The sequence below is a fragment of the Pseudomonas sp. BSw22131 genome, assembly GCF_026810445.1.
Taxonomy (GTDB): Bacteria; Pseudomonadota; Gammaproteobacteria; order Pseudomonadales; family Pseudomonadaceae; genus Aquipseudomonas; species Aquipseudomonas huanghezhanensis.
This window is the reverse complement of the sequence record NZ_CP113949.1, coordinates 522,953-543,848: the sequence shown is the minus strand read 5'-3', so window position 1 is coordinate 543,848 and position 20,896 is coordinate 522,953. Positions and strand designations below refer to the sequence as shown.

Below are 20,896 nucleotides of genomic sequence, written 5' to 3'. Positions count from 1 at the left end.
ATCCGCTCGACCTTTATCTAAAGGACCAGCCCCGACATGGCCCGATAAGTGATTTTGTCACTGCCTGGAAGGCTGGTCATACCGACGCTGGATCCGCGCCAACTCACCCGACTGACGCAGTTGCTCCAAGGCACTGGTCCAAGCCGCTACCACGTGGTCTTCCGAGTCGAGACTGAACGCGATATACAACGATGAGCGATAGAGCTCAACGGGCACCTGCCGCAACATACCGGGGGCGATATTCAACTGCCGGCTGTAATAAGCAACCCCCGCAGCGGTGTCGCCGACGATGAGCTCAGTACGCCCGGCCAGCATCATGCGGTAAAGCTGCAGGCTGCTCGTGGCGCTTTTATCCAGGTTGGTGAAGCCTTTGGACTGCAGTACCTCGGGTATCAGGCCAGCATTACGCGTGGTGATGCGCGGCGCGTGCAGCAGTTGCTCCAGAGAATTCACCGGATCCTTGGAACTGAACAACTGATAGGGATAAATCGACTCCTCCACAATCGGACCGACCCACTTGTAAAGCGCCTCCCGCTCCGTATTACGGAACATCGAAAACAGTATTGTTTTGGGCCGGGTTTTCAATACCCGAGAGCTTCGCATACTGGGCAGCACCACCACGTCAAAGTCATCCCCGGTCAACGCCATAATCGCCCGAACGATCTCCGTCGTCATCCCGGTGAGTTGATCGTTCTGCGAATAGTTATAAGGCGCCCACTCTTCCGTAACGAGTTGGTACTGGTCAGCCCTGGCGAGAGAGCACATCGATAGAAAAAGCAGAACTGCGGGGAGGGTCAGATTTTTCAAGTCTTCTGCCTGATGGACTGTACGGTAGTCGAGGGTGGACCTGATCAAGACGGCCGAACAAGTATAGACGTTGAGGGCATCAGGTGATGATGCGGTCGTACAGAGCCCAGCGCCTCTCTAAATTTATTTTCCACTCACTGCATCCAGATCCTTTCCTGGCGGGTAGTACAGATAGCAGCCCTTTGCTGCAGACGGATAACCCATCAGGAGAACCACCCATGAACGCTAAAAAACGCTTCTGCCTGACTGCCAGTGCCCTGGCTTTGACCTGCGCAACCTCAGCATTTGCCCAAGCTGATCTGCCTGACACCATCAAAGTCCCTGCCGGACACAAAGTCAGCATGGAGACCACGGGCGTGGGTGAAATCACCTACGAGTGCCGTGCCAAAGCGACCAACGCCAATGAAACCGAATGGGTATTTGTCGGGCCCAAAGCGGTACTTAACGACCGCAGCGGCAAACAAGTCGGCACCTATTACGGCCCACCTGCGACCTGGGAAGCCAAAGACGGCTCGAAAGTAACAGGCACACAGTTGGCTGTAGCGCCTTCCAGCGCTGGCAACCTGCCGTATCAGTTGGTCAAGGCCAACCCGGCTGAAGGCAAAGGCGCCATGAGCGGCGTTGCGTACATTCAGCGCGTTGCACTCAAAGGCGGTGTTGCCCCTGCCACCGTGTGTGCCGCCGCCAATAAAGGCGCGAAGGAAGTGGTCAAGTACCAAGCGGACTACATCTTCTGGGCCGCTAACTGACAGAAGTGACTCCTTATCCTGACGCAGGAACTGGTCTATGCTCCTGCGCGGGATCCCCGGTGATTGATTGGGGAAAGCGCTTTCTCTTCACGGCTGATCGATTTGTCCGCGCACCAGAATCCGTTTGATTACGAAGCTGCCTTGCATGCCTGCGCCCGTGGCGAACGGCAGGCGCTGCAGCGGCTTTATGAACAGGAAGGCTCACGACTGCTGGGCGTGGTGCAGCGCATTGTGCGCGACACGGCGTTGGCGGAAGACATCGTACATGACGCCTTCATCAAGGTCTGGACCCGGGCGAGCAGTTTCGATCAAAGCCGGGGCTCCGCACGAGGCTGGGTGTTCAGCATCGCGCGGCATCTGGCGCTCAACTCCGTGCGTAACCAGGCACGCGAAGTGCCGATGAATGAAGAGGATGTCGACGACAGCCACCTGCCAGCGACACTGGAAGGCTGGCAAGACACCCAAGATGCATTCGACTGGCGAGTCAATCCAGGTCGTATCGACCATTGCCTTGAGCAGCTCGAACCCGTACGCCGCAACTGTGTGTTCCACGCCTATGTCGACGGTTACTCGCATCAGGAAATCGCCAGCAAGATTGGTGCTCCATTGGGCACCGTCAAAGCCTGGATCAAACGTAGCCTCGCCGCCTTGCGGGAGTGCATTGGATGAACTATACCCCAGGCAATGCCCGTGATCCTGACCTGCAAACCCTTGCGGGCGAGTACGTGCTCGGCACCTTATCAACTCAACAGCGCAAGGCCGTAGAACTGCGTTTGCCACATGAGCCTGCGCTACAGGCAGCGGTCGATGAATGGGAAGAGCGCTTGCTCGACCTCACCCGACTGGCGCAACCCCAAACGCCCTCCCCTCACTTATGGGGACGTATCGAGCGCAGCGTCGACGCTTTCGAACCCCCAATACGCGGGACCAGGCCGAACTCAACATCGCGCTGGTGGGACAACCTTGCCGTCTGGCGCGGTCTGACCGGCATGGGACTGGCCGCCTCTTTAGTGCTGGGGATCGCACTGGTCACGCAAATGGCCTCGCCACCAGCGCCTTCCTATCTGGTGGTTCTGGTTGCGCCGCAGGACAAAGCCCCCGGTTGGGTCATTCAAACCAGCGATTCGCGTGAGATACAGCTGATTCCGCTGGGCATGGCCGACGTCCCACAGGACAAGGCGCTGCAATTCTGGACCAAGGGCGATGACTGGAAAGGCCCGGTATCGCTGGGTTTGGTCAAGCCTGGCCAAGTGCTGAAAGTGCCCCTGGACAAGCTTCCCAAGCTTCAAGCAAACCAACTGTTCGAGCTGACTCTGGAGACCACAACCGGTTCGCCGACGGGTAAACCGACCGGCCCTATTCAGGCGATTGGTCGCGCGGTGAAGGTCATTTGATCCGTACCACGTCGGCACCGACCGACGTGATTGCACGTAACGGGCTGTTACTGCGCGCACTGCCATGGAGCGCGACGCCCTGAAAAGTAACATCCCCGTCAGCAGCCTGTGCGTCGAATGCAGGAACAACGAATGCCCTCCTCCCGCTGAAAGCCTTGCCCCGTCAAGATGAAACGGTCTTTTCGGCTGTCATGATGAAGTTGGTCTCTCGCTTGCATATGCTTGTATGTACAAGTAAAGATGGGTACGCACGAGTGACGTCCATCGCGCTGATGCGAGCTGCTAAAGTCATCCCGGCGAGGCGCTACCAACTACCTGTTCCGCCTGTTCGCCGCAGGCACCGTTCGCCCATGTGCCTGGGCCGGTCTGGATCGATCATCGAGGATTGCTACGTGACTACTGAGAACAATACCCCGCAATGGACCAAACGCCGCGACGTCGAAATCCGCGCTGCTCGTGGTACCACACTCACTGCCAAGAGCTGGATGACCGAAGCGCCGTTGCGGATGTTGATGAACAACCTGGATCCGGACGTCGCCGAGAACCCGAATGAGTTGGTGGTCTACGGCGGTATCGGCCGGGCAGCACGCAACTGGGAGTGCTACGACAAAATCGTCGAAAGCCTCACCCACCTGAACGACGACGAGACCCTGCTGGTGCAATCCGGCAAACCGGTCGGCGTATTCAAGACCCACACCAACGCCCCTCGCGTGCTCATCGCCAACTCCAACCTCGTGCCGCACTGGGCGAGTTGGGAGCACTTCAACGAACTCGATGCAAAAGGCCTGGCCATGTACGGCCAGATGACAGCGGGTAGCTGGATCTACATCGGCAGCCAGGGCATCGTTCAGGGCACTTACGAAACCTTCGTTGAAGCCGGACGCCAACATTACAACGGCGACCTCAAGGGCAAGTGGGTGCTGACCGCAGGTCTGGGCGGCATGGGCGGCGCACAGCCTCTGGCCGCTGGCATGGCGGGCGCATGCTCGCTGAACATCGAATGCCAGCAGAGCCGAATCGATTTCCGACTGAAAACCCGTTACGTCGACGAACAAGCCACGGATCTGGACGACGCGCTGGCCCGAATCGCCAAGTACACATCCGAAGGCAAGGCGATTTCCATCGCCTTGTGTGGCAACGCGGCAGAAATCCTCCCGGAAATGGTTCGCCGTGGCGTACGCCCGGACATGGTCACCGACCAGACCAGCGCCCACGACCCACTCAATGGCTACCTGCCGAAGGGCTGGACCTGGGAGCAGTATCGCGAACGCGCCGCCAGCGAGCCCGCCGCCGTCGTAAAAGCCGCAAAGCAGTCGATGGCCGAGCACGTCGAAGCGATGCTGGCGTTCCAGAAAATGGGCATCCCGACCTTCGATTACGGCAACAACATCCGTCAGATGGCTAAAGAAGTGGGCGTTGACAACGCGTTCGATTTCCCAGGATTCGTCCCCGCGTACATTCGTCCACTGTTCTGCCGTGGCGTAGGCCCCTTCCGCTGGGCAGCGCTGTCAGGCGACCCCCAAGACATCTACAAGACAGACGCAAAAGTCAAAGAGCTGATTCCGGACGACGCACACCTGCACAACTGGCTGGAAATGGCGCGTGAACGCATTGCGTTTCAGGGCCTGCCGGCGCGTATCTGCTGGGTCGGTCTGGGCCAGCGCGCCAAACTTGGCCTGGCCTTCAATGAAATGGTGCGCAGCGGCGAGCTGTCGGCGCCGGTGGTCATCGGTCGCGATCACCTGGATTCGGGCTCGGTCGCCAGCCCGAACCGCGAAACCGAGTCGATGCAGGACGGCTCAGACGCCGTCTCCGACTGGCCACTGCTCAACGCCCTGCTCAATACCGCCAGCGGCGCGACGTGGGTGTCGTTGCACCACGGTGGCGGCGTCGGCATGGGCTTTTCGCAGCATTCGGGGATGGTCATCGTGTGTGACGGTACCGATGAAGCGGCCGAGCGTATCGCGCGCGTGCTGCACAACGATCCGGCAACCGGCGTGATGCGCCACGCAGACGCGGGCTACCAGATCGCAATCGACTGCGCCAAAGAGCAGGGCCTTAACCTGCCGATGATCACCGGCTAACCAAACGCTGCTGATCCGTTTACCCCTGCGGCGGTAAACGGATCAGCGTTTTTTTTGGGAGGGAGTTTGCTCGCGATAGCGGTGTCACAATCAGCGTTGCAGCGTTTCACAGAGCCTTATCGTCCGAATGCGGCTCAGAGCAAGCCCCCTGTCTTGAAGACTGGTCAGGGGCAGTCATCCATTTCAAGATCCGGAGCGTCACACAATGAAAACCAAAAAGGCCCTGTTATCCACATTGCTATGCGCAGGCTTGTTGACCGGGGCAGGCGCTAGCCAGGCGGCCGGGTGGTGCGAATCCGGTAAACCGGTGAAATTCGCCGGTCTGAACTGGGAAAGCGCGATGCTGCTGACCGACGTGCTGCAAGACATTCTGAAAACCGGATACGGCTGCGAAGTCGACAGCCTGCCGGGCAACTCCATCACCATGGAAAACGCCCTGAGCACCAACGACATTCAAGTCTTCGCCGAGGAGTGGGTCGGCCGCAGCGAAGTCTGGAACAAAGCTGAAAAAGCCGGAAAAGTCGTCGGCGTCGGCGCACCCGTCAAAGGCGCCATCGAAGGCTGGTACGTGCCGCGCTACGTGATCGAAGGCGACGCCAAACGCAAGCTGGAAGCCAAGGCCCCGGACTTGAAGTCGATCAGCGACCTGGCCAAATACGCGTCTCTGTTCAAAGACGCCGAAGAGCCAGAAAAAGGCCGCTTCTACAACTGCCCGGCGGGCTGGACCTGCGAGCTTGAGAACAGCGAAATGCTGAAAAGCTATGGCCTGGAAGACAAATACACCAACTTCCGCCCAGGCACCGGCCCGGCGCTGGATGCAGCGATTTTGTCGAGCTACAAGCGTGGCGAGCCGATCCTTGCGTATTACTGGTCGCCGACACCGCTGATGGGGCAAGTGGACATGGTGCGCCTGGAAGAAAAAGCCGGCGTGAACAAGACCATCGACATCAAGGTCGGCCTGTCTAAAGCATTCCACGACCAGGCGCCTGAACTGGTAGCCGTGATGGAGAAAGCCAACATCCCTATCGATTTGCTGAACCAGAACCTGGCGCGCATGACAAAGGAACGCATCGAGTCGCCGAAACTGGCGAAGATCTTCCTCAAGGAACACCCTGAAATCTGGCACCAGTGGGTGAGCGAAGACGCAGCGAAGAAGGTGGATGCTTCGCTCTGAATGGCAGCACTGTCTGTAGGAGCGTGGCTTGTCCCGCGATCGGTCGGGAACCGGCCGTAAACCCCGCGAATCCGGTGTGTCAGACGTATTGCACCGCCTGATTTGACTGCCGCTTCGCGGCAGATCGCGGGACGAGCCACACTCCTACATAGGTTGAGCGCAATACATCACAGATCGAGAGCACCTTATGTTCCCCGAGAGCTTTACGTTTTCCATCGCCAATTGGGTCAACGACTGGGTCGACAAGCTGGTCACCAATTACGGCGACGTGTTCCGGCACATCTCCGACACGCTGCTGTGGGCCATCGTCAAACTCGAAGGCCTGCTGCGCATCGCACCATGGTGGCTGTTGCTGGCCATCGTGGGCGGCATCGCCTGGCACGCCACCCGCAAATTCACCACCACGGCGGTGATTGTCGGTTTGCTGTTCCTGGTGGGCGCAGTCGGCCTGTGGGACAAGCTGATGCAAACCCTGGCGCTGATGCTGGTCGCGACCTTCATTTCGGTGCTGATCGGCATTCCGCTGGGCATTCTTTCGGCGCGCAGCAACCGCCTGCGTTCGGTGCTGATGCCGCTACTCGACATCATGCAAACGATGCCGAGCTTCGTGTATCTGATCCCGGTGTTGATGCTCTTTGGCCTGGGCAAAGTACCGGCGATCTTCGCCACCGTCATTTACGCCGCGCCGCCGCTGATCCGCCTGACGGATCTGGGCATTCGGCAGGTGGATGGCGAGGTGATGGAGGCGATCAACGCGTTCGGCGCCAATCGCTGGCAGCAACTGTTCGGCGTGCAACTGCCGCTGGCCCTGCCGAGCATCATGGCCGGTATCAACCAGACCACGATGATGGCGCTGTCGATGGTGGTGATTGCCTCGATGATCGGCGCTCGCGGCCTGGGTGAAGACGTGCTGATCGGCATTCAAACGCTGAACGTCGGACGCGGCCTTGAAGCCGGTCTGGCGATCGTGATCCTCGCGGTGGTGATCGACCGCATCACGCAGGCCTATGGCCGACCACGGCATGAGGCCAACAAATGACCAGCGCTGAATTCAATACGCCACACGGCGATACGCCGAACAAGATCGTCGTCAAAAACGTCTACAAGATCTTCGGCAACCGCTACAAAGACGCGCTGAGCATGGTCCAGCAGCAAAAGTCCAAAGATCAGGTGCTGGCTGAGACGGGCTGCGTGGTGGGTGTGAACGACTTGTCGCTGTCCATCGCCGCCGGCGAGATCTTTGTGATCATGGGCCTTTCAGGCTCAGGCAAATCCACACTGGTGCGCCACTTCAACCGGCTGATCGATCCTACCAGCGGCCAGATTCTGGTCGACGGCGAAGACATCCTCACCTACGACATGGAGGCGCTGCGCAACTTCCGTCGGCACAAGATCAGCATGGTGTTTCAGAGCTTCGGTCTGCTGCCGCACAAGACCGTGGCGGACAACGTGTCCTACGGCCTGAAAGTACGCGGCGAAACCAAGGCCGTGTGCGACGAGCGTGCCCAGCACTGGATCACCACCGTGGGCCTCAAGGGCTATGAAAACAAATACCCGCATCAGCTTTCCGGCGGCATGCGCCAGCGTGTGGGTCTGGCTCGGGCACTGGCGGCGGACACCGACATCATCCTGATGGATGAGGCGTTCAGCGCTCTCGACCCCTTGATCCGCGCCGAGATGCAGGACCAGTTGCTGGAGCTGCAATCGGCGCTGAAGAAAACCATCGTCTTCATCACCCACGACCTCGACGAAGCCGTGCGCATCGGCAATCGCATCGCCATCCTCAAGGACGGCAAGTTGATCCAGGTCGGGACGCCAAAGGAAATCCTCTACTCACCCGCCGACGAATACGTTGATCGTTTCGTGCAGCGCCGCGTGGCCACCCTTTAAGGACCGTTGCAGTCATGTCGCGAGCTGAGCAGATCATCATCGGTGATGCCCCTTTGGGTTGGCAGGACGTCGTTGCGGTCGCCCGTCACGGTGCGCGGCTTGAACTGTCGCCCAACGCCTGGGCGCGCATCGACAATGCGCAAGGTATCGTCCAGCGCATCGTCGTCAGCGGCGAGCGCGCCTATGGCGTCAACACCGGGCTGGGCGGGTTGTGCAACGTGCTGCTGGAAGGCGAGCAACTGAGCCGGCTGTCACGCAACACCTTGCTCAGCCACGCGTGCGGCGTCGGTTTACCGTTGCCCGATGAACAGACTCGCGCCATTACCTGCGCCGCGATCATCAATTACAGCCAGGGTAAATCCGGCATTCATCGGCAGGTCGTCGAAGCCCTGTTGGCGTTGCTCAACCATCGGATTACCCCGCAGGTGCCCTCACAAGGTTCGGTGGGCTATCTGACCCACATGGCGCACATTGGGGTCGCGTTGCTGGGCGTCGGTCAGGTGAGCTATCGCGGGCAGGTCATTTCGGCGCTACAGGCATTGAGCGAAGAAAGTTTTTCGCCTGTGGTGCTGGGCGCCAAAGACGGGCTTTGCCTGGTCAACGGCACCCCGTGCATGACCGGCCTCAGCTGCCTGGCGATTGCCGACGTTCAACGGCTGACGCAGTGGGCCGACATCATCGGCGCCATGACCTTTGAAGCGCTGCGCGGCCAGCTCGACGCATTCGATGAAACCATCATCGGCCTCAAAGCCCATCCGGGCATGCAACAGGTCGGCAGAAACCTGCGCGGCTTGTTGGCGGGCAGCGAAGTGCTTGAGCTGAGCAAAGGCATTCGCACGCAGGATGCGCTCAGCATCCGCTCGATTCCGCAGGTGCACGGCGCCACGCGTGACCAGTTGGCTCACGCCACCCGACAGATCGAAATCGAACTGAACTCGGCCACCGATAACCCGTTGCTGCTTGGCACGCCCGAGGCTTATCGCGTGGTGTCGCAAGCCAACCCGCACGGGCAGTCAGTGGCGATGGCGGCGGACCTGCTGGCGATTGCGATGGCAGAGCTGGGTTCGATAGCCGAGCGCCGCCTGGACCGTCTGATCAACCCCGCTGTCAGCGGCTTGCCGGCGTTTCTGGTCACCCAGCCGGGGGTCAACTCGGGAATGATGATTGTGCAATACGTCGCCGCCTCGCTGTGCGCCGAAAATCGCCAGTTGGCGCAACCTGCGGTGATCGACAACTACGTCACCTCCGGCCTTCAGGAAGACCACCTGAGCATGGGCACCAGCGCTGCACTGAAGCTGCACAAAGTGCTGGAAAACGTCACGCAGATCCTTGCCATCGAGTATCTGCTGGCGGCCCAGGCGTTCGAATTTTTCAAGGAGCAGCGTTTCGGCGTTGGCACCGACATCGCCTGGCAATTGCTGCGCGAACGTGTGCCCGCTTATGACGAGGACCGCTGGCTGGCGCCTGATATCGCCAGCAGCGTGACCCTGCTCAAAAACGAAGAATCACTTCAAACGATTTTCCGCGCCTGCCACGGACAATCATCAATCAGCAGTCGGGCTCCGAGCACCAACAGTGCAGGGCAAGCAGGAGCCAGCTCAGGGCGCCCGACCGACATTAACGAAGGAGTAGCATCGTGACCGATTCAACACTGGCGACCACACTGAACCTGATCCCCGGCCAACTGACCCTGGCGCAACTGCGCGCGATCTATCAGCAGCCTGTGACCCTGAGCCTGGACAGCAGCGCCGACCAGCAGATCGAAGACAGCGTCGCCTGCGTCGAGCAGATCCTTGCCGAGAACCGCACCGCTTACGGCATCAACACCGGTTTCGGGCTGCTGGCTTCAACACGCATCGCCAGCGCCGACCTGGAAAGTCTGCAGCGCTCGCTGGTGCTTTCCCATGCGGCAGGCGTTGGCCAGCCGATCAGCGACGAACTGGTGCGCCTGATCATGGTGCTCAAGGTCAACAGCCTGAGCCGAGGCTTTTCCGGCATCCGTCGCAAGGTGATCAACGCGTTGATCGCACTGATCAACGCCGAGGTCTATCCGCACATTCCGCTCAAGGGTTCGGTCGGCGCATCCGGCGACCTGGCACCACTGGCGCACATGTCACTGGTACTGCTCGGCGAAGGCAAGGCACGCCACAACGGCCAATGGCTGAACGCGGCAGAAGCATTGGCGATTGCCGGGCTTGAACCGCTGACACTGGCGGCAAAAGAGGGCCTGGCGTTGCTCAACGGCACGCAGGTGTCGACTGCTTACGCCTTGCGTGGCCTGTTTGAAGGTGAAGATTTATTCGCCGGTGCTTTGGCCTGTGGCGCGTTGACGGTTGAAGCGGTGCTTGGTTCGCGCTCGCCCTTTGATGCGCGCATCCACGCGGCACGCGGTCAACGTGGTCAGATCGATGCAGCGGCGGCGTATCGCGATTTGCTTGGCGACGGCAGCGAAGTGTCCGACTCCCATCGAGACTGCGACAAAGTGCAAGACCCATACTCCCTGCGTTGCCAACCGCAAGTCATGGGCGCCTGTCTGACGCAGCTGCGTCAGGCCGCCGACGTGCTGGCGGTCGAAGCCAACGCTGTTTCGGACAACCCACTGGTGTTTGCGGCTGAGGGTGAGGTGATCTCCGGCGGTAACTTCCACGCCGAACCGGTGGCAATGGCCGCTGACAATCTGGCCTTGGCACTGGCAGAAATCGGGTCGCTGAGCGAGCGTCGCATTTCACTGATGATGGACAAGCACATGTCTCAGCTGCCGCCGTTCCTGGTGGCCAATGGCGGCGTGAACTCAGGCTTCATGATCGCGCAGGTCACCGCTGCGGCGCTGGCCAGCGAGAACAAGGCGTTGGCGCACCCGCACAGCGTCGACAGCATCCCGACTTCGGCCAACCAGGAAGACCACGTGTCGATGGCGCCGGCGGCCGGCAAGCGCTTATGGGAAATGGCAGAAAACACCCGTGGCGTTCTTGCCGTAGAATGGCTCGCCGCGTGCCAGGGCCTGGACCTGCGCAACGGGCTAAAAACCTCGATCAAGCTGGAAAAAGCCCGTGCCGCCTTGCGCGCTCAGGTGCCGTTCTATGAGAAGGACCGCTTCTTCGCGCCGGACATCGACGCGGCCATCCAGTTGCTCGCTTCACAATGCCTGAATGCCCTGGCACCTGCGGACCTGCTTCCAAGCCTTTGAATGCTCGGACAGGCCAGGATGGGTCTGTCGTTGAAATGAGTGGGAGATGGATCACTCCCCTGCAGGAGCGCGCTTGCCCGCGAAAGGTAACGTGTCAGGCGACATAGATGTTGTATGTGCCGACGTATTCGCGGGCAAGCGCGCTCCTATAGAGCTTGCGCTCCGGACCCACATCATTTCAGCGCATCAGAACATCAAGGAACGCGAAATGACTACGCAACACACCGCCCTAAAACGCGGATTGACCGCACGCCATATACGTTTCATGGCGCTCGGTTCGGCCATCGGCACAGGGCTGTTCTACGGCTCGGCCGAGGCCATCAAAATGGCGGGGCCTGCGGTGCTGCTGGTCTACCTCATCGGCGGCGCAGCGGTATACATGGTCATGCGCGCGCTGGGGGAAATGGCGGTACACAACCCGGTTTCAGGCTCATTCGGCGAGTACGCCAGTACCTGGCTTGGCCCGCTCGCAGGCTTTGTGCTGGGCTGGACCTACGCGTTCGAGATGATCATCGTCTGCCTGGCGGACGTCACCGCCTTCGGGATCTACATGGGCTTCTGGTTCCCCGACGTGCCGCGCTGGATCTGGGTGCTGAGCATCATATTTTTCATTGGCGCGCTGAACCTGTGCAGCGTCAAAGTCTTCGGTGAAACCGAGTTCTGGCTGTCGTTGCTCAAAGTCGGGGCAATCGTCGCGATGATCCTCGCAGGCTTCGGCATTCTATTATTCGGCTTCGGCTCGGCATCGGTGGATGGCGCTGCCAGTGTCAGCAACCTCTGGACCCACGGTGGGTTCATGCCCAACGGCGTCGGTGGCATGGTCGCGTCGCTGGCGGTGGTGATGTTTGCCTTCGGCGGCATTGAAATCATCGGCGTCACGGCAGGCGAAGCCAAAGAACCACAGAAGGTAATTCCGCGCGCGATCAACGCCGTGCCACTGCGAATCCTGCTGTTCTACGTGCTGACGCTGTTCGTGCTGATGTCGTTGTACCCGTGGCAGCAGATCGGCAACGAAGGCAGCCCGTTCGTCCAGATCTTCGATCACCTGGGGATCGGTTCAGCGGCGACTGTGCTTAACATCGTGGTCATCTCGGCGGCGATTTCCGCCATCAACAGCGACATTTTTGGCGCCGGCCGCATGATGTATGGCCTGGCGATACAGGGTCAGGCCCCCAAGGGGTTCGCGCAGCTTTCAGCCAACGGCGTGCCGTGGATGACAGTCGTGGTGATGGGCGCAGCGTTGCTGTGCGGCGTGGTGCTCAACTACCTGATCCCGGAAAACGTCTTTCTGCTGATCGCCTCCATCGCGACGTTCGCCACTGTCTGGGTATGGCTGATGATCCTGCTGACGCAAATCGCAATGCGCCGTTCGATGACCACCGAGCAGGCCGCCGAACTGAAATTCCCGGTGCCGTTCTGGCCGGTAGCGCCGGTCGTGGCAACCGCGTTCATGCTGTTCGTATTCGGCGTGCTGGGCTGGTTCCCGGATACGCAGGCAGCGCTGATTGTCGGCGCGATCTGGATCGTGTTGTTGGTGATCGCGTATTACGTGTGGGTCAGGCCCAGGCAGGACTCGACCCAACTTGAATCGCACCGCTCATGATTTACCTGTGGGAGGGAGCTTGCTCGCGATAGCAGTGTGTCAGACGACAGACATGTCACTGGTACAGCGCGTCGCGAGCAAGCTAACTCCCACAGGGACTAAATCGCTATCTGGAGGCAATCGATGAAAACGCTCTGGCAGCACTGTCACGTCGCGAGCATGGCGCACGGCCAATACTCGATCATCGAGGACGCCGCCATCGTGACCGAAGGCGCGCACATTTCCTGGATCGGCACGCGCACCGAAATGCCCCCTCAAGGCGATGTGCAGACCGTTGACCTGAACGGCATGTGGGTAACGCCAGGGCTGATCGACTGCCATACGCACACTGTGTTCGGTGGCAACCGCAGCGGAGAGTTCGAACAGCGGCTGCAAGGGGTGAGCTACGCCGAGATTGCAGCGGCAGGCGGCGGTATTGCCAGCACCGTGCGTGCCACCCGGGCCGCCAGTGAAGACCAGTTGTACACCAGCGCCGAGCGACGCCTGAAGCACTTGCTCAAGGACGGCGTGACCACGGTCGAGATCAAGTCCGGCTACGGCCTGGATCTGGAAAACGAACGCAAGATGCTGCGCGTCGCACGCCGTCTTGGTGAGCATCTGCCCGTAACCGTGCGGGCGACCTGCCTCGCCGCTCACGCCCTGCCCCCTGAATACAAAGACCGCGCCGACGATTACATCAACCACATCTGCGGCGAAATGCTGCCAGCGCTGGCCGCTGAAGGCCTGGTGGATGCGGTGGACGCGTTCTGCGAATACCTGGCCTTCTCGACCGATCAGGTAGAACAGGTGTTCATCACGGCTGGCCAACTGGGTTTGCCGGTCAAGCTGCACGCCGAGCAATTGTCGTCGCTGCACGGCTCAAGCCTGGCGGCGCGTTATCAAGCGCTGTCAGCGGACCATCTGGAATTCATGACCGAGGAAGACGCGATCGCCATGGGCGCCGCAGGGACGGTGGCCGTGTTGCTGCCCGGAGCGTTTTACTTTCTGCGTGAAACCCAGCTACCGCCCATGGACGCCTTGCGTAAACACGGAGTGAACATCGCCATCGCCACCGACCTGAACCCCGGCACTTCGCCAGGTCTGTCGCTGCGCTTGATGCTGAACATGGCCTGCACGTTGTTCCGCATGACCCCGGAGGAAGCACTCGCGGGCGCGACCATCCATGCGGCCAAGGCGCTGGGCATGGCCGAAACCCACGGATCACTTGAGGTCGGCAAGGTCGCCGACTTCGTTGCATGGAACATCGAGCGGCCCGCAGACCTGGCCTACTGGCTGGGCGGCGATCTGGAAAAAAGGGTCGTGCGTCACGGCATCGAAAGCACTTTCTAACTGACTTTTCGGGAGAGCATCGTGGACAACGTTCTGAGTTTTACGCGCGGCAGCCTGCCATTGCTGATCAGCATGCCGCATCCCGGCCTGAAGCTGACTGAAACGGTCAAAGCCGGGCTGGTGGTCGACGCGCTCAGCCTGCCGGACACCGACTGGCACATCCCGCGCCTCTATGACTTCGCCCAAGAGATGGGCGCCAGCGTATTGGCCGCCGAGTATTCGCGCTTCGTCATCGACCTCAACCGCCCGTCCGACGACACACCGTTGTACGCTGGCGCGACCACCGGATTATTTCCGGCCACGCTGTTCGAAGGTGATCCGTTGTTCCACGAAGGGCTGGCACCGAGCAAAGCAGAGCGCGCAACGTATCTGGAGCACATCTGGACGCCTTACCACGACACGCTGCAGCAAGAGCTTGAGCGGTTACGCGACGAATTCGGCTACGCGCTGCTGTTCGATGCACACTCGATCCGCGGCCACATTCCCCATCTGTTCGACGGCCTCCTGTCGGATTTCAACCTCGGCACGTTCAATGGCACCAGTTGTGATGAAACCCTCGCCCGCAAGCTCGAAGCGACATGCGCCGAAGCGGGTGACCACTACAGCCATGTGCTGAACGGACGCTTCAAGGGTGGCCACATCACCCGCCATTACGGCAACCCGGCCAACCACATCCATGCGGTGCAACTGGAACTGACGCAGAGCACTTATATGGATGAGTTCGTGCCCTTCCACTACCGCCCAGACCTCGCCGATCCGACGCGGGTGGTATTGAAGGCGCTGTTGCAGGCGATGATTGAGTGGGGACGGGAGAAGTACGGGAAGTAATCCGCTCATTCAGGGCTACTGCGCAGCCCATCGCCGACAAGCCGAGCTCCCACGCCCTTCGGGCAGAAGCAAAATTACCGTGCCCTTAATCGACGACGTATCGGTTTGATAGAGGGCAGCTTACTTCGCGATGGCAGTGTGTCAGACACCGGCTTGGTCTCTGATAGACCGCTTCGCGAGCAAGCTCCCCTCCCACAAAAGCAGCTCGGGCCGCTGAAAAACAGCGACAGCCGCCTACTTCCTCAACAACCTCAACCCATTGAACACAACCAGCAAACTCACGCCCATGTCGGCGAACACGGCCATCCACATCGTTGCCATGCCGGCGAAGGTCACGACCAGGAAGATGAGTTTTATCACCAGCGCCAGGGCGATGTTTTGCTTGAGGATGCGAGATGTCTGGCGTGACAGCTGGATAAACGCCGGAATCTTGCGCAGGTCGTCATCCATCAGCGCCACGTCGGCGGTTTCGATGGCGGTGTCGGTACCGGCTGCGGCCATGGCGAAACCGATTTCCGAGCGAGCCAGCGCAGGCGCGTCGTTGATGCCATCGCCAACCATGCCCACTCGATGGTTCTTTGCGTACAGCCCTTCAATGGCTGCCAACTTGTCGGCTGGCAGCAAGTTGCCCTGCGCCTGATCAATCCCAACCTGCTCAGCAATGGCCTTGGCGGTGTGTGGGTTGTCGCCGGTGAGCATCAGGGTTTTGATGCCCATCTCGTGCAACTGGGCAATTGCCTGGCGGCTGCTGTCTTTGACCGTGTCGGCCACAGCAAACAGGGCAAGCGGGCCGGTCTGGTCGAACAACAAAACCACGGTTTTTCCCTGCACTTCCAGCGCCTCGAGGCTGGCCTCAAGCTCCGGTGAACACAGACCCGATTCGTGGACCAAGCGGTGGTTGCCCAAGTGATACACGCGACCGTCGACTTCACCTTTGACGCCTCGTCCGCCCAGCGCCTCAAAATCCCGAACTTCAAGGTGCGATTCAGGTTGCGACGCCTTGGCAATCGCCAGTGAAACCGGGTGATCGGAGCGTGCTGCCAAGCTGATCGAAACAGCCTGTGCCTTATCGCCGAAAGCCTCATCGAGCAGCACGTAGTCGGTCTGCACCGGCTTGCCGTGGGTAATCGTGCCTGTCTTGTCCAACGCGATAACGTCGAGCTTGTACCCCATCTCCAGGTACACGCCGCCTTTGATCAAAATGCCTTTGCGCGCGGCTGCAGCCAGACCGCTGACGATGGTCACTGGCGTGGAAATCACCAGCGCACACGGGCAAGCGACGACCAGCAATACCAGCGCACGATAGATCCAGTCGAACCACAAAGCGCCCATGAACAACGGCGGGATGATCGCAATTGCCAACGCCAGGACGAATACGGCCGGGGTGTAGATCTTCGAAAAACTGTCGACGAACCGCTGCGTCGGCGCGCGCGCACCTTGCGCGGCTTCGACCGCATGAATAATGCGCGCCAGCGTCGAGTTATTCGCCGCGGCGGTTACCTTGAATTCCAGCGCACCCGCCTGGTTGATGGTGCCGGCGAAGACTTTGTCACCGATGGTTTTCTCGACTGGCAGGCTTTCACCTGTGATCGGCGCCTGATCGACGCTGGAGCTGCCGGAAACGACTTCGCCGTCCAGACCAATCCGCTCGCCTGGCTTGACCCGCACCACTGCGCCCAGCTCGATCTGCCTGGCGTCGACCTCAACCCACTGGCCATTGTGCTGAACCGTCGCCGTATCGGGCGTCAGTTGCATCAATCCGCCAATCGCATTGCGCGCCCGGTCCAGGGACTTGGCTTCGATCAGTTCCGCCACCGTAAACAGAAACATGACCATCGCCGCTTCCGGCCACTGACCAATCAACACCGCACCCGTCACCGCGATGCTCATCAACGCATTGATGTTGAGGTTGAAGTTCTTGAGGGCGATCCAGCCCTTTTTGTAGGTGGTAAGGCCGCCGCTGAAGATCGCCACCAGCGCGATCACTGCCACCACCCAGGTCGGCGCAGCGTTGGTGAAATGGATGACCTCCGACGCCAGTGCTGCGACGCCGGACAATGCCAGCGGCCACCACGGTTTTTTCGCGGGTGGCAGCGAAGCGGTTTCGTTGTCGGCGCCCTTGTCGATCAGGTCAGCCTGCATCCCCAGCGAGCCAATGGCCTCACGGATAGGGTCGGTGGAGGGCAGTTCGTGCCAAACACCCAGGACGCGATTGATCAGATTGAATTCAAGCTTCTGAATCCCTGCCATCTTGCCCAGTTTGTTCTGGATCAAGGTCTGCTCGGTCGGGCAGTCCATGGCCTCGATGCGGAAGCTGCTCAGTTGGCCGCCGGTCGCCGACTGGGCGCCAAAGGTCACTACCGCAGGCGCGTCGGTGTCGTGCGAGCAGCAGGAATGAGCATCGTGCTTATGCACAGGCGTGAACTTGCCAGGCTGAGGAGTCGGCGCAGCGCCATGGTCATGGTCATGGTCATGGTCATGGTCATGGTCATGGTCATGGTCATGGTCGGCATGATTGTGCGCAGCGTGATTGTGAGGCGTTGGTTTGTGTGCTGAGTCACTCATTGAAGAGTCTCTTGAGGTGCTTGTTGCCAAGTGAACACCCTGTAGCCACTATAGGGTCAAGCACCCAAATGAGATTCACGACATGAGCGCGTCCTACAAGATCGGCGATCTGGCAAAACTCACTGACTGTCCCGTGGAAACCATCCGTTATTACGAGCGTGAGACGCTGCTAGGTGCGCCCGCCCGCAGTCAAGGCAATTACCGGTTGTACAAACAGGAACACGTCGAGCGCCTGACCTTCATCCGCAATTGCCGCAGCCTGGACATGACACTCGATGAGATACGCAGCCTGTTGACCCTGCGCGACAGCCCGCAAGGTCAGTGCGAAAGCGTCAACGCATTGATCGACGATCACATTCAACACGTCCACGCACGCGTCGCCAGCCTCCAGGCATTGCAGAAGCAACTGGTGGATCTGCGTCAACGCTGCAGCGAAGGCGCCCCGGATCACTGCGGGATTCTGGATCGACTAGAGGTCAGCGGCAGCGTGGTGACAGCAGATTTAGAGCACTCCCACGTTGGCCGTAGCCACGGACACTGATTTCAATGCCGTGCAGGAGTGCTTCATTCGCGAGGCGTCGGGTCTGATTCAACCTGGCTGACGACGCCTCGCCAGCAAGTTGGCTCCTATACTGACGGGGATCAGACGGCCACGGGCGCTTTAATGCTCGGGTCGGCGTCGTAACCGACTATCTCGAAATCTTCGAATCGGTAGTCGTAAATGCTCTCGGGACGACGATTGATTTTCAGCGTCGGCAGCTTCTTTGGAGTACGCGTCAGTTGCGTCGCGATCTGCTCGGCGTGGTTAGCGTAAGCATGCGTATCGCCCAGGCTGACGATGATCTCGTGCGGGATCAGATCGCACTGCTGCGCCAGCATGTGCGTCAACAGCGCCAGGGCTGCGGTGTTGTAGGGCAGCCCCAAAAATACATCCGAGCTGCGGATGTACAACTGCATCGACAGCTTCCCGTCCGCGACATACGCCTGATAGAGCAAATGGCACACTGCAAGCGCCTGACGCCCGGCCTTCACGTTCTCCTGTGGAGAAAGCTTCTCGTCCGGCAGGTATTCAGTGTTCCAGCCGTGGAACAGAATCCGGCGGCTGTTGGGGTTGTTCTTCAGGCAGTCGACCATGTAGTCGATCTGATTGATCTTGCCGCCATCCTTGGTTGGCCAGCCGGTCCACTGCGCACCATAGACAGGGCCAAGATCACCCTCCTCGGTCGCCCATTCATCCCAGATGGTCACGCCGTTTTCATTGAGCCATTTTGTATTGGTGTTGCCACTGAGCATCCAGATCAGCTCGTTGGCGATGCTTTTGAAGTGCAGCTTTTTGGTGGTCAGCAGCGGAAAACCGTCGGCCAGGTTATGACGAAACTGGCGACCGAACACCGCAGTCGTGCCGGTGCCGGTGCGATCGCCCTTGCGCGTACCGTTATCGATGACGTCCTGCAGCAGTTCAAGGTATTGCTTCATGCCCAAAGGCCTCTCTGTATCGGTAAGTCGCCGGGCAGCATCGCCCGGCCCTTCAAGTACTGTCGTATCGTCAGACGGTTGCGTTGCTCGACGCAGGCGCCCGGCGGTAAGCAAGCCAGATCAACACCAGGCCACCGATGATCATCGGCAGGCTGAGTATCTGGCCCATGGTCAGCCAACCCCACGCCAGATAACCCAGTTGCGCATCCGGAACCCGGACGAACTCGACGATAAACCGGAAAAGCCCGTAGAAAAACGCGAACATGCCGGAAACGGCCATGGTCGGGCGCGGCTTGCGCGAGTAGAAGTAAAGGATCAGGAACAACGCAACGCCTTCCAGCGCGAACTGATACAGCTGCGACGGGTGACGCGGCAACTGGGCGGGATCGCTGAACGGCGGAAAAATCATGGCCCATGGCAAGTCAGTCGGCTTGCCCCACAGCTCGGCGTTGATGAAGTTGCCGATGCGTCCGGCACCCAGCCCGATCGGCACCATTGGCGCGATGAAGTCCATGAGCTGGAAGAAGGATTTGCCGTTGCGCTTGCCGAACCAATAGGCGGCGATCATTACACCGACGAACCCACCGTGGAACGCCATGCCGCCTTTCCACACTTCGAAGATCAGTAGCGGATTGGCGATGTAGTTGGGCAGATCGTAAAACAGCACGTAACCCAATCGCCCGCCGACAATGACGCCCATCGCGAGCCAGAAGATCATGTCCGAAAGCTTTTCCTTGGTCCACGTCGGGTCAAAGCGGTCCAGCCGGCGAGAGGCAATAAACCACGCGCTCCCAATGCCGATCAGGTACATCAGACCGTACCAGTGAATTTGCAGTGGGCCGATGGCTACCGCTACCGGGTCAATCTGCGGGTAAGGCAGCATTACGACTCCTTAATTGGAACGTCCAAAATCAGTCCGGCATGTTACCGGAAGCATGACGCTGTGCTCTACCGGCGTGCGATGGATGTACGTGCGATGTGTGCGTAAAGTGCAGCAAAAAGGAGTCCTGCATGTGCTTGATCGTGTTCGCCTGGCGCCCCTCCCATCAACAACCGTTGGTACTGGCCGCCAATCGTGATGAGTTTTACGCGCGCCCCACGCTACCGCTTGCCGCTTGGGAGGATGCGCCCCGTGTCTATGCAGGACGTGACCTTGAAGCAGGTGGTACCTGGCTGGGTATTAACGCGGATGGACGCTTCGCTGCGCTGACCAACATCCGTGATCCGGGCCAACCGCTGGGCAGACGCTCACGAGGTGAGCTGGTTGCTCATTTTTTGACCGGTTCGATGCCGATTGAAGAGTATTTGCTGGAGGTCGAAGGACGCACAGGGGAATACGGCGGGTTCAATTTCCTGGTTGGCAATCGCCAGACGCTGCACTTTATAAGCGCCACCGACCCGACACCGCGACAGTTGAGCGAGGGCATTTACGGCGTGTCCAACGCAGGGCTCGATACGCCATGGCCCAAGCTGGTCAAGGCCAAAAAAGCGCTGTCCGCTCAGCTGCAGGACCCACAGCCAGCGCAGCTGTTTGATTTTCTGGCTGATCCGGACCCGGCGCCGGAGGCAGAACTGCCAGATACAGGCTTGGGTCTGGTCACCGAAACGCTGCTGTCGAGCGTATTTATCGCCAGTCCCGCTTACGGCACACGGGCCAGCACTGTGCTGATCGTCAATGCAGATGGCCGTCGACAGATTACTGAGCGCAGCTTCGGGCCTTACGGCGGGCGGTTGGGGGAAGTTGAGGTCAATCTGTAAGGGCGAGCTTGCCCCGCGATGGCTTTGTATCAGCGAGAGATTCGTCTGACTC

18 protein-coding genes are annotated in these 20,896 nt (G+C 59.8%); 14 read left to right on the top strand and 4 right to left on the bottom strand.

Translation table 11 applies throughout. The annotated features are described in order from the left end of the window. Nucleotides 1-57 precede the first annotated feature (57 nt). On the bottom strand, nucleotides 58-765 hold the full coding sequence (locus OYW20_RS02505) for a substrate-binding periplasmic protein (RefSeq protein ID WP_408005495.1): 708 nt from the start codon (nucleotides 763-765) through the stop codon (nucleotides 58-60). Nucleotides 766-1,025: 260 nt separating this feature from the next. Between OYW20_RS02505 and OYW20_RS02500 the strand changes: the two genes are divergently transcribed. From OYW20_RS02500 to hutG, 12 genes are all read left to right on the top strand, one after another. Beyond that, complete coding sequence (locus OYW20_RS02500; protein WP_268799161.1) at nucleotides 1,026-1,556, top strand: DUF3455 domain-containing protein; 531 nt, start codon at nucleotides 1,026-1,028, stop codon at nucleotides 1,554-1,556. A 102-nt stretch (nucleotides 1,557-1,658) separates the two neighbouring features. Beyond that, nucleotides 1,659-2,225 carry a sigma-70 family RNA polymerase sigma factor gene (locus OYW20_RS02495; RefSeq protein WP_268801019.1) on the top strand — a complete coding sequence of 189 codons (567 nt, stop codon included), beginning with the start codon at nucleotides 1,659-1,661 and terminating at the stop codon, nucleotides 2,223-2,225. After that, on the top strand, nucleotides 2,222-2,950 hold the full coding sequence (locus OYW20_RS02490) for an anti-sigma factor (RefSeq protein WP_268799160.1): 729 nt from the start codon (nucleotides 2,222-2,224) through the stop codon (nucleotides 2,948-2,950). Before OYW20_RS02495 ends, OYW20_RS02490 begins: the two co-directional genes overlap by 4 nt. 350 nt (nucleotides 2,951-3,300) lie before the next feature. Further along, on the top strand, nucleotides 3,301-5,034 hold the full coding sequence (hutU, locus tag OYW20_RS02485; RefSeq protein WP_408005455.1) for a urocanate hydratase: 1,734 nt from the start codon (nucleotides 3,301-3,303) through the stop codon (nucleotides 5,032-5,034). A gap of 205 nt (nucleotides 5,035-5,239) precedes the next feature. Then, nucleotides 5,240-6,208, top strand: a complete 969-nt coding sequence (locus OYW20_RS02480; RefSeq protein ID WP_268799158.1) for an ABC transporter substrate-binding protein — start codon at nucleotides 5,240-5,242, stop codon at nucleotides 6,206-6,208. 187 nt (nucleotides 6,209-6,395) lie between these two features. Beyond that, nucleotides 6,396-7,247 carry an ABC transporter permease gene (locus OYW20_RS02475; RefSeq protein ID WP_268799157.1) on the top strand — a complete coding sequence of 284 codons (852 nt, stop codon included), beginning with the start codon at nucleotides 6,396-6,398 and terminating at the stop codon, nucleotides 7,245-7,247. Further along, nucleotides 7,244-8,098 (top strand): quaternary amine ABC transporter ATP-binding protein, encoded by an 855-nt coding sequence (locus OYW20_RS02470; RefSeq protein WP_268799156.1) that lies wholly within the window; start codon nucleotides 7,244-7,246, stop codon nucleotides 8,096-8,098. Before OYW20_RS02475 ends, OYW20_RS02470 begins: the two co-directional genes overlap by 4 nt. Nucleotides 8,099-8,112: 14 nt before the next feature. Continuing rightward, on the top strand, nucleotides 8,113-9,738 hold the full coding sequence (locus tag OYW20_RS02465) for an HAL/PAL/TAL family ammonia-lyase (RefSeq protein ID WP_268799155.1): 1,626 nt from the start codon (nucleotides 8,113-8,115) through the stop codon (nucleotides 9,736-9,738). A gap of 11 nt (nucleotides 9,739-9,749) precedes the next feature. Further along, nucleotides 9,750-11,285, top strand: a complete 1,536-nt coding sequence (gene hutH, locus OYW20_RS02460) for a histidine ammonia-lyase (RefSeq protein WP_268801018.1) — start codon at nucleotides 9,750-9,752, stop codon at nucleotides 11,283-11,285. A gap of 208 nt (nucleotides 11,286-11,493) precedes the next feature. Beyond that, on the top strand, nucleotides 11,494-12,888 hold the full coding sequence (locus OYW20_RS02455) for an amino acid permease (protein WP_268799154.1): 1,395 nt from the start codon (nucleotides 11,494-11,496) through the stop codon (nucleotides 12,886-12,888). Nucleotides 12,889-13,011: 123 nt separating this feature from the next. Next, nucleotides 13,012-14,217, top strand: a complete 1,206-nt coding sequence (gene hutI, locus OYW20_RS02450; RefSeq protein WP_268799153.1) for an imidazolonepropionase — start codon at nucleotides 13,012-13,014, stop codon at nucleotides 14,215-14,217. Nucleotides 14,218-14,238: 21 nt separating this feature from the next. Then, nucleotides 14,239-15,045 carry an N-formylglutamate deformylase gene (gene hutG / locus OYW20_RS02445; protein ID WP_268799152.1) on the top strand — a complete coding sequence of 269 codons (807 nt, stop codon included), beginning with the start codon at nucleotides 14,239-14,241 and terminating at the stop codon, nucleotides 15,043-15,045. Between the two features lie 234 nt (nucleotides 15,046-15,279). Here the strand turns inward: hutG and OYW20_RS02440 are convergent, their stop codons facing one another. Beyond that, nucleotides 15,280-17,610 (bottom strand): heavy metal translocating P-type ATPase, encoded by a 2,331-nt coding sequence (locus OYW20_RS02440; protein ID WP_268799151.1) that lies wholly within the window; start codon nucleotides 17,608-17,610, stop codon nucleotides 15,280-15,282. 82 nt (nucleotides 17,611-17,692) lie between these two features. On the opposite strand from OYW20_RS02440, the gene cadR reads away from it, so the two are divergent. Further along, entirely contained in the window at nucleotides 17,693-18,151 is a 459-nt protein-coding gene (gene cadR / locus OYW20_RS02435; RefSeq protein ID WP_268799150.1) for a Cd(II)/Pb(II)-responsive transcriptional regulator, read from the top strand. Nucleotides 18,152-18,252: 101 nt separating this feature from the next. Here cadR and OYW20_RS02430 read toward each other — a convergent pair whose 3' ends face one another. After that, on the bottom strand, nucleotides 18,253-19,086 hold the full coding sequence (locus OYW20_RS02430) for a thymidylate synthase (RefSeq protein WP_268799149.1): 834 nt from the start codon (nucleotides 19,084-19,086) through the stop codon (nucleotides 18,253-18,255). A gap of 70 nt (nucleotides 19,087-19,156) precedes the next feature. After that, nucleotides 19,157-19,969, bottom strand: a complete 813-nt coding sequence (gene lgt, locus OYW20_RS02425; RefSeq protein ID WP_268799148.1) for a prolipoprotein diacylglyceryl transferase — start codon at nucleotides 19,967-19,969, stop codon at nucleotides 19,157-19,159. Nucleotides 19,970-20,097: 128 nt separating this feature from the next. Between lgt and OYW20_RS02420 the strand changes: the two genes are divergently transcribed. Continuing rightward, nucleotides 20,098-20,844 (top strand): NRDE family protein, encoded by a 747-nt coding sequence (locus OYW20_RS02420; RefSeq protein ID WP_268799147.1) that lies wholly within the window; start codon nucleotides 20,098-20,100, stop codon nucleotides 20,842-20,844. The last annotated feature ends 52 nt before the right edge of the window (nucleotides 20,845-20,896 follow it).